The organism is Chthoniobacter sp., from assembly GCF_040003245.1.
Taxonomy (GTDB): Bacteria; Verrucomicrobiota; Verrucomicrobiia; order Chthoniobacterales; family Chthoniobacteraceae; genus Chthoniobacter.
In genome coordinates, this window is sequence record NZ_JBDUCX010000060.1 from 21,969 (window position 1) to 30,421 (window position 8,453).

11 protein-coding genes are annotated in these 8,453 nt (G+C 61.8%); 10 read left to right on the forward strand and 1 reads right to left on the reverse strand.

Annotated features, from left to right (window positions below; all coding sequences use genetic code 11):
• Position 1 precedes the first annotated feature (1 nt).
• Complete coding sequence (gene gluQRS, locus ABJF10_RS10500) at positions 2-832, forward strand: tRNA glutamyl-Q(34) synthetase GluQRS (protein ID WP_348544513.1); 831 nt, start codon at positions 2-4, stop codon at positions 830-832.
• A gap of 15 nt (positions 833-847) precedes the next feature.
• On the opposite strand, the gene ABJF10_RS10505 is transcribed toward gluQRS, so the two are convergent.
• Positions 848-2,233 carry an MFS transporter gene (locus ABJF10_RS10505; protein WP_348544514.1) on the reverse strand — a complete coding sequence of 462 codons (1,386 nt, stop codon included), beginning with the start codon at positions 2,231-2,233 and terminating at the stop codon, positions 848-850.
• 166 nt (positions 2,234-2,399) lie between these two features.
• On the opposite strand from ABJF10_RS10505, the gene ABJF10_RS10510 reads away from it, so the two are divergent.
• The 9 genes from ABJF10_RS10510 to ABJF10_RS10550 all read left to right on the forward strand — a co-directional run.
• Positions 2,400-2,816, forward strand: a complete 417-nt coding sequence (locus tag ABJF10_RS10510) for a secondary thiamine-phosphate synthase enzyme YjbQ (RefSeq protein ID WP_348544515.1) — start codon at positions 2,400-2,402, stop codon at positions 2,814-2,816.
• Between the two features lie 35 nt (positions 2,817-2,851).
• A complete protein-coding gene (locus ABJF10_RS10515; protein WP_348544516.1) occupies positions 2,852-3,898 on the forward strand; it encodes a hypothetical protein in 1,047 nt (348 codons plus the stop codon).
• Positions 3,899-4,056: 158 nt separating this feature from the next.
• Positions 4,057-5,154, forward strand: coding sequence for an acyl-CoA reductase (locus ABJF10_RS10520; RefSeq protein WP_348544517.1), 1,098 nt, complete (start codon positions 4,057-4,059; stop codon positions 5,152-5,154).
• Positions 5,155-5,232: 78 nt separating this feature from the next.
• Positions 5,233-5,451 carry a translation initiation factor IF-1 gene (infA, locus tag ABJF10_RS10525; protein ID WP_348544518.1) on the forward strand — a complete coding sequence of 73 codons (219 nt, stop codon included), beginning with the start codon at positions 5,233-5,235 and terminating at the stop codon, positions 5,449-5,451.
• A gap of 106 nt (positions 5,452-5,557) precedes the next feature.
• A complete protein-coding gene (locus ABJF10_RS10530) occupies positions 5,558-5,953 on the forward strand; it encodes a hypothetical protein (protein ID WP_348544519.1) in 396 nt (131 codons plus the stop codon).
• Positions 5,954-5,962: 9 nt separating this feature from the next.
• Positions 5,963-6,388 (forward strand): phage holin family protein, encoded by a 426-nt coding sequence (locus ABJF10_RS10535; protein WP_348544520.1) that lies wholly within the window; start codon positions 5,963-5,965, stop codon positions 6,386-6,388.
• Complete coding sequence (locus ABJF10_RS10540) at positions 6,358-6,753, forward strand: hypothetical protein (RefSeq protein WP_348544521.1); 396 nt, start codon at positions 6,358-6,360, stop codon at positions 6,751-6,753. Before ABJF10_RS10535 ends, ABJF10_RS10540 begins: the two co-directional genes overlap by 31 nt.
• Before the next feature lie 89 nt (positions 6,754-6,842).
• Positions 6,843-7,967 (forward strand): PilT/PilU family type 4a pilus ATPase, encoded by a 1,125-nt coding sequence (locus ABJF10_RS10545; protein WP_348544522.1) that lies wholly within the window; start codon positions 6,843-6,845, stop codon positions 7,965-7,967.
• Positions 7,968-7,972: 5 nt separating this feature from the next.
• Positions 7,973-8,453 (forward strand): ATPase, T2SS/T4P/T4SS family (locus ABJF10_RS10550; protein ID WP_348544523.1); only part of this gene is annotated, 481 nt, incomplete at its 3' end.

The following is an 8,453-nucleotide window of genomic DNA, read 5'->3' on the forward strand; positions in this document are numbered from 1 at the left end:
GGTGAGTGCGGCGACCGGTTATCGCGGCCGTCTCGCGCCCTCGCCTACCGGCTACCTGCACCTCGGCCACGCCCGCACGTTCTGGATCGCGCAAGGACGCGCCGAGGCTGCCGGCGGGACCATGATCCTGCGCAACGACGACCTCGATAGCGCCCGCTGCCGGGCCCCATTTGTCGCAGCCATGTTTGAGGATCTGCGTTGGTTTGGTTTGCGCTGGAGTGAGGGCCCGGCCATCGGCGGACCGTACGTGCCTTACGATCAAAGCGAGCGCCTGCCAATCTACATCGCCGCGTTCGAGCGCTTGCGTACTGCCGGGTTTCTTTATCCCTGCAACTGCTCCCGCCAGGATGTCCTGCGCGCGCTGGCCGCTCCCCATCAAGGCGAGGAAGAACCGCTCTACCCCGGCACCTGTCGCGGCGCGTCACCCGATCGACCACGCGTCGGCGTGAATTGGCGCTTCCGCGTCCCCGAAGGCGAGACGGTCTCCTTCGTCGACAGCGCCACCGGCCCGCACGCAGAAACGGCCGGTCGCGATTTCGGCGACTTCCTCGTGTGGCGCAAGGACGACCTGCCCAGCTATCAACTCGCGTGCACCGTCGACGACGCTGCCATGCGTATCACCGAGGTTGTCCGCGGCGCCGATCTGCTCACGTCCACCTGCCGCCAGCTCCTGCTCTACCGCGCCCTCCGCGAACCCGAGCCCACCTTCCATCATTGCGCCCTCCTCAACGACGAACACGGCCAACGCCTCGCCAAGCGCCACGACGCCCTCAGTCTGCGGACGCTGCGGGAACGCGGGGCGACGCCGGAAGAACTCCGCGCCTCCTGGTGATCAAACACGCCGCGCTCAATGCGGCGCGCTGCCGGGGCCACCTGTCGCTTCCACATTCTTTGGCGGATGGAATGCGATCAGCAGCAACAGCATCGCAAAAATCCCCGCATAACACGGCACGAGGAACAGATGCCGAAAATCCACGAGCCCGTCGTGCGCAAAAGTCTGCTGGATGAGCCGTGGGCAGATCGAATTGGCGACGAGCGCGCCGATCCCGAGAATCATGACGTTGAAAAGGCCCTGTGCGCTGGCCCGCACATCTTTCGGGAAATAAGCGTCCACGAAGATATAGACCGTCGCGAAGAAGAACGCGTAGCAGATGCCGTGGAGAAGCTGCACCGCGATGATGAGCCCCGGCGATTTCGGGAAGAATGCATACACCGCAAACCGGGCCGCGTGCCCCATGATACCCAGGATCATCGTCCATCGCCACCCGAGCTTCTTCAGCGTCACACCCAGCACGAGCATGGTGATAAGTTCCGCCACCTGGCCAATCGTCATGACCGGCATGATCCAGTTGCTCGCGATGCCCACGCCGCCGTGCGCCGGGTCCGTCCCGAGAAATGTCCCAGTCCAGTTGAAGTAGCAATTATGCACAAACGAATCGATGAACGTCACGATCCAGAGCACGAGCACGAACGGATGCTTCAGCAAACGCACCGCCTCGAGCCAGGCCAGACTCTCCGCGGCGCCCTCTTCCTTTCGCTTCGGCGGCGTATGAGGGAGAGTGAGACTGAAGAGCGCCAGGGCCAGCGAGATGGCGCCCGATACGATATAAGTCCACCGCGTCGCCGCTTGGAACGCTTCGCCCTTGAGACCGGAAGCGAACACGGCGCCGAACCACGCCACCATCCCCTGTGGATGCATCGCATCCACCTTCGCCCAATCCACGAGGATAAAGGTAAACGGCCACGCCGCCGCGATCCAACCCACAGTGCCGCCCATGCGAATGATCCCGAACTCCTTCTGCGGATCCTTCATGTTGGCAAAGGCGATCGAGTTCGTGATCGACAGCGTCGGCACGTAAAGCAGGCAGTGGACGAACATCAGCCAGAAAAATGGCCAAAAACTCTTCGTGAATCCGCACCCGAGGATCGCCAGCCCACCGATCAAATGACTGAACGAGAGGAAACGCTCCGCGGCAAAATTACGATCGGCGAATTGATTGCTGAAAAACATCCCGATGACCGCCGCCACGGGGAACGCATTAAGAATCATGCCCTGCTCCGAAAAGAGCCAGGTGAGGAAGCTCGGCACAAAAGCCGCAATCGCCTGCGGCGGCTCCGTGGCCGAAAACCCCAGGCTCGGCAAATACCCGAAGATCAGCGGCAGCCATGCTCCCCAGATGGCAATCTCGAGGACCATCATCAGGAAGAGGCGAAAGCGGGGGGAACTATTCATAGCGGCCATGGGTGTAGTAGGAGCACCGCCGGCTCGCAAGCCCTGTCCTTAAAAAATAATCACTTTTGTTAAACTTAACCGATCCAAACCACTCCACGATGATTCCTTGCGCGGTTTTGCATCGCCAGTGGCGTGTACGCGACTCAATGCTGGCCGCCCACGTCCCATGAAATCCTTTCGTAAAGAACTCTGGTTCGAGCTGCCCAAACGGCGGCAATTGATCAACATCACACCGGAAGTCGACGCCGCGCTGCGGGAAAGCGGTGTGCGCGAAGGCCTCTGCCTGGTCAATGCCATGCACATCACCGCCAGCGTCTTTATCAACGATGACGAGAGCGGGCTGCATCACGACTTCGAGGTGTGGCTGGAAAAGCTCGCGCCGGAGAAGCCCCACAGCCAGTACCGCCACAACGGCGGCGAGGACAATGCGGACGCCCATCTCAAGCGCACCATCATGGGTCGCGAGGTCGTCGTGGCCATCACCGCCGGGCGGCTCGACCTCGGGCCGTGGGAACAGATTTTCTACGGGGAGTTCGACGGCAGGCGGCGCAAGCGCGCGCTGATCAAGATTATCGGGGAATAGCGACTGGGCGCTGGATGATGCTAACGTCGTCTTCGATGGTCGAATATCTCGCACTGGAAAATCGTATCGCCTCGCTGATCAGTGGGGGCGCGATCGATGACGCGGCGTTTCGTGACGCCGCGCTGGCGGTGCATCGATTTCAACGGCGGCACAACGAGCCGCTGGCCAACTACTGCGCCCATCGCGGGACCCCGCTGGAGATCCAGGATTGGCGGGAGATTCCCGCCGTGCCCCAGAGCGTGTTCAAGCGCTTCCGGTTGTCGGTCGCTCCGCCGGCATTCGTAACGACGACCTTCCTGACCAGCGGGACGACCGGGGAATCGCGTGGCCAGCACCACTTTCTCACCACGCGGCTTTACGACGCCGCCATCCTGCGCGGCTGGGAGCGGCTGGCGCTGCCCTCATGGCGGACAGTGATCCTCACTCCACCGCCGGTCCAGGCGCCGCACTCCTCGCTCAGCCACATGTTGGGCGTGCTCGCAGCCCGCGGATTGGCACGCTTTTGCGTCACCGAGGAGGGGCAGCTCGATCTCGCGGCTATCTTCGAGGAACTCGTGCCCGGAAAACCAGTCGCCATCCTGGGTACCGCGCTGGCGTTCCTGAATCTCTTTGAGCAACTCAGCGACCAGCGCCGGCCACTGGCGCCGGGCAGTTTTGCCTTGGAAACCGGCGGCTATAAAGGAAGCGGGCGTGACATTCCCAAGCCGGATCTGTATGCGATGTTTGGCACATACCTCGACCTCGCCCCGGACCAAATCCTCAACGAATACGGCATGACTGAATTGAGTTCCCAATGCTACACGCGCGGCCTGAACCGGCCGCACGAGGCGCCGCCGTGGCTGCGCGCATTGGTCATCGATCCCGAGACGGGAAAGGAAGTATCCATCGGCGAAACGGGCATCCTGCAGCTCTTCGACCTGGCCAATCTCGGCTCGTCGCTCGCCATTGAGACGCAGGACCTCGCGGTTCGGGAAGAGCGCGGTTTCACCCTGCTCGGTCGCGACCCGGGAGCGTTGCCCCGCGGGTGTTCACGCGCAGCAGATGAAGCTCTGCGTGGCTACCAGGCGGGGAATATGCCATGAAGAAACGGGGATTTGCGCAAAGCGCGTGGAAAAAGCTGGTCGGTCCCTGGAAACAGGATCCGGAATCCGAATTCTCCAATCCATTAATCAGTAATCCGGAAGGCCACGGCAGGGACGCGGGACAATTGCATGTCCTTCCTGAACCGGTTTCCCAGATCGTGCACCTTCCACCCGACCCGCGCTCGAAGACTCGGGAGTGTGCCGAGCAACTCGCCGAGGTGGCATCGCAATTTCCTTTTTTGGGCAATGTCACGGCGCAGGACCTTCTGGCTCTGCTCCGCGCGGAATTGGGAAGTGCGGAAGCACTCGACGATTTCCAGCCGTATGGCGACCACTTCGCCAAGGCCGTCGGGCCGGCGACGATTCTCCACATCATCAGCGGCAATACGCCTGCCGCGGGCTTTCAGAGTTTGATGCGCGGGCTGCTGCTGGGCTCCCACAATCTCTGCAAGATCCCGACCAACGGCCTGATGGAAATCCAGGAGTTTCGCCGCCTGTTGCCGGAGGACCTCGCCGCGCGAGTGGAGATCAAACGGGAACTCACCGAAGAATGGTTGGAAAAAGCCGATGCCGTCATTGTCTTCGGCAACGACCACACCCTCGCACAAATCCGTTCACGCATTCGGCCCGGACAGCTCTTCGTGGGCCACGGCCACCGGCTCAGCTTCGGCGTGGTCTTCGACGACCCGGACTTCTCTTCCGCGGCCGGAGCAGCGCGCGATGCCTCCATCTTCGACCAGCAGGGCTGCCTCTCCCCGCACGTCTTTTTCGTCGCCCAGGAACCACTCGCCTACGCGGCCAAACTCGCCGCCGAAATGGAAAGGGTGCACGCCAACGAACCGCGGGGCGCGCTTTCGATCTCCGACGCCAATGCCATCCGCCAGGAGCGGGCCGATCTGGCCTTCCGCCTCGCCAACGACGAACCGGTGGCCGTTTTCGAAAGCGTCAACTCGACTGGCTGGACCGTGGCCTTCGACGCCACGCCCGGTTTTCCACGCTCCCCGCTCAATCGCTTCATTTTCGTGAAGCCATTTCCGGAGGATTTCGCCGGGACGCTCGCGCCCGTGCGGCCGCACTTGAGTTGCGCCGGCATGTGGCCCCCGACCATCGAAAATGCCCGCAAACTGGCCGATCTGGGCGTCTCCCGCATCTGCCCAGTCGGCCGCATGCAGCTCCCGCCGGCCACCTGGCACCAAGATGGCCAGCAAGTCCTCGGGCCGCTGGTGCGCTGGATCGATTGCGAAACCGGCGCCTAAAACCGTGCAGAAAGGCGATCATCCGCCAATCCTACTGTAGGATTGCATTCGAGCCGCAGCCCGGCATCCTAACGCCCCATGGCGAAAGAAGACGCGATCAAGACCGAAGGCGTCGTCGAGGATGTCCTCCCCGGAACCATGTTTCGAGTGAAGCTTCCCAACGGCGCAGTCGTGCTCGCCCATATCTCGGGCAAAATGCGCAAGCACTTCATCCGCATCGTGCCCGGCGACAAGGTCGAGGTGGAGCTTTCGCCCTATGATTTAAGCAAGGCCCGCATTATTTTCCGGGAACAATGAGCGCCCGGCGCGCGCACTTGTCCCTCTTCCCACGAATCAGATGAAACCGCGACGCCCCCGGCCACGAGTTTTAGCTCCAGAAAAGTCCACCAACCCTAAAAGCGATATGTCCGACGAAGAAAAATCCAGCAACTCGAATCTCGAAAGTGCCAAGGCGCATGCCAAGGAAGCGGCCCAGGCTGCCAAGTCGCACCTCAAGGAAGCCGTCGATTCTTCCAAGGAACATTTGAAACACGCCGCGGACGACCTGCGCGCCGCTGCGGAAGCGAAAGCCCGCGAACTGCGCGATGCCGCTGAATCCAAGACGCGCGAGTTCCGCGAGACCGCCGAATCCCGCGCTCGTGAATTCCGGGGGCAAGCAGAGCAAACCTATGGCGATGCCGCCGCACGCGTGCGCACTTTCCAGGAAGACAGCGAAGCCTACATTCGCGAGAAGCCGGTCCAAGCCGTCCTCACGGCTGCGGCCGCGGGATTCGTGCTCGGCATGCTGTTTCGCCGCTAGCGCTGGCACATGCCCGCAGCGACCACGGACGAAATACCCCAAGCGAAAGCAGCGGGGTTGTTCGGACATCTTTCGGCACTGCTGGCCGCCAAGCTGGCCTATCTCAAGGCGCGCCTCGAATTGGCGGGGATCGAGGGCAAAGAAGCGGCGGTCCATCTCGCCATCATCCTCGGGCTGGCGATCGGCGGCCTGATTCTGGTGGTGTTTGGCTACTTCTTTGCCGTCCTCGCGCTGGTCTTTCTGATCGCGTTGCTGTTCGACAACCACAACGCGTGGATCGGCGTGCTGGCTGGGGCGGCCTTGTTTCATTTCATCATCGCCGGGCTGCTCTTGCTCATTGCGAGGATGCGGCTGGGGGCGCCACTCTTTCCCCTGACGCTCGAAGAACTTAAAAAGGACCAGGAATGGCTGAAGACGAACACAAAGCCGAACTAGTCGACGCACTCGCGCACTCCAGGGCCCATATCACTGGGAACGCGCTCGCGCTGGGCCGCGACCTGGACTTTGTCTCCCGTGCGCGCCGGGCATTTAAGACGCATCCCGCCGTTTGGATCGGGGGCGCGGTATTGCTCGGCCTGGTGATCTCCCGGCTGCCCCTGCGCCGGAAAGCGCCAGCGGCGGCACCTCGCAAGGGCAAGAATGCCGAGCCAACGATCGAAAAGGTCGAGAAGGCGGGCCTGCTGCTGGGAGCGCTGAAGATCGCCTTCGATATCGCCCGCCCAACGATCATGGGTTGGGCTACCCGTCGCGTGGCCGAATACTTCGAAGCGGGAAATCGCGGCGGAACGACCCGGCGCTAAGCTGGAAAGTGCCGCCGATCAGGTTTTGCCGCTCTCGGTAAACTTTGAGTTGCCAACCCCCACTGTCTGAGACCATTTTCCGCGCGCGCATGGCAGATTCACCTCCCCCACCCCCGATTGAACCGGAGCAACCGAACGAGCCCGTTCATACTCTCGCTCACGTCGACCAGTACTTGCAGATCGCCCAGGAGTCCGGCGCTTCGGACATTCACCTTGGGGTCAATTCGCAGCCCATCTGGCGGCGCAACGGCATCCTGGAACCCATCTGGCTGCAGGCGGATTTCCTGACCGCTGCGGAGACCGAGGCGCTGGCCATGGGATTTCTAAATGAGGGGCAGAAGGCTCTCCTCATGGACCGCGGTGACGTCGATTTCGCCTATGCGAATCCCATCGGACGCTTCCGCGCCAGCGTCGTGCGGCAGCGGATCGGCATCGACATCGTCTTCCGTATCATCAGCACAAAGCTGCGCACAATGGATGAACTCGGTCTCCCCGAGTCTCTAAAGCTGCTCACGCAATATCACAACGGTCTCGTTCTCGTCACCGGCTCCGTCGGCTCTGGCAAATCCACGACTCTCGCCGCGCTCGTCGAGGAAGTGAATCGCGCGCGCAAGGACCACATCATCACTCTCGAAGACCCAATCGAATACATCATCGAATCGAAGGGTTGCCATGTCACCCAGCGCGAAGTGCACTCCCACACCAAATCCTTCGGAGCAGCCTTGCGGGCGGCGCTACGTGAAGATCCCGATGTCATCATGGTCGGCGAAATGCGCGACCTCGAGACCATTCAGCTCGCCATCACCGCGTCAGAGACGGGTCACCTTGTCATGGGGACGCTCCACACCGGCAATGCCTCCCGCACACTCGACCGTGTCCTCGATGTTTTCCCCGTCGATCAGCGCGAGCAGATTCGCACCATGGTCAGCGAGTCATTGCGCGGCATCGTCTCGCAGCAGCTCGTCCCGCGGAAAGACGGACGCGGCCGTGTGCTCGCCCTCGAAGTCCTCACCAATACGCCCGCCGTCGGCAACCTCATCCGCGAAGCCAAGACGTACATGCTTCCTGGCGTCATTCAGGTCGGCAAGAAACAGGGCATGATGCTCATGGACAACTCCCTCGCCGAACTCTACGACGCCGGCCTCATCTCGCAAGAAGAGGCCCTTGCTCGCGCCGAGCAGAAGACGCTCATGAAGCAGCATTTCGCCTCCTAGTCCCCATGGCTTACATCGACCAATTCTTCGAAGTCCTCGTCAACGCCGGTGCGTCCGATTTGCATCTGGCCGAGGGACAGCCGCCCAAGATTCGCCGGCATGGCGAAGTGATGCCGATCCGCAACGAAGCCCTCACCAACGAGGAAATGTCGTACATGATGAGCGAGATCTGCGGCCCGGAGCGCTGGCAGCGTTACGAGGAAGGCGGCGATCTCGATTTCGCCTACGAGATGGATGAGCACTCGCGCTTTCGCTGCAACTTTCTCAAGCAGACGAAGGGCTACGGTTGCGTCTTCCGCCTCATCCCCACGAAAATCCTCACCCTCGAACAGCTCGGCATCCCGCCGGTGGTCAAGCAATTCGGCCACTTGCGCGGCGGCCTTGTCCTCGTCACCGGCCCGACCGGTTCCGGCAAATCGACGACGCTTGCCGCCTTGATTGATTACATCAATTCGAACTTTACCCGGCACATCATTACGGTCGAGG